This is a genomic window from Gardnerella sp. C0684A1 (genome assembly GCF_055326835.1).
Window position 1 is genome coordinate 1 of record NZ_JBLTSX010000043.1, and the last position, 261, is coordinate 261.

1 protein-coding gene is annotated in these 261 nt (G+C 67.4%); it reads left to right on the top strand.

Annotated features, from left to right (window positions below; genetic code table 11):
• A partial coding sequence (locus ACNEUN_RS06295) for a hypothetical protein (protein ID WP_463631584.1) occupies positions 1–261 on the top strand: 261 nt, incomplete at both ends.

The following is a 261-nucleotide window of genomic DNA, read 5'->3' on the forward strand; positions in this document are numbered from 1 at the left end:
GTCTATGCCATCCTGCCCGGCTATGCGTCCGGCTATGCGCCGGTCGCGCCCGAGAACGGTGCCGGCGATCCAGCGATCGGGCAGCAGGTCACCATTCCGGCCGGTGTACCGGGCCTGCCGGCCGGCACTTACACATTGCTTCCGTCGAACTATGCGCTGTTGCCTGGCGCCTATCGCGTCGAGCTCGGCGCGGCCACGCCAACGCCGGTCAGCGGCGCCATCGCAATTGGCAATGGGACCTACGCGACCTCAGCCTATACC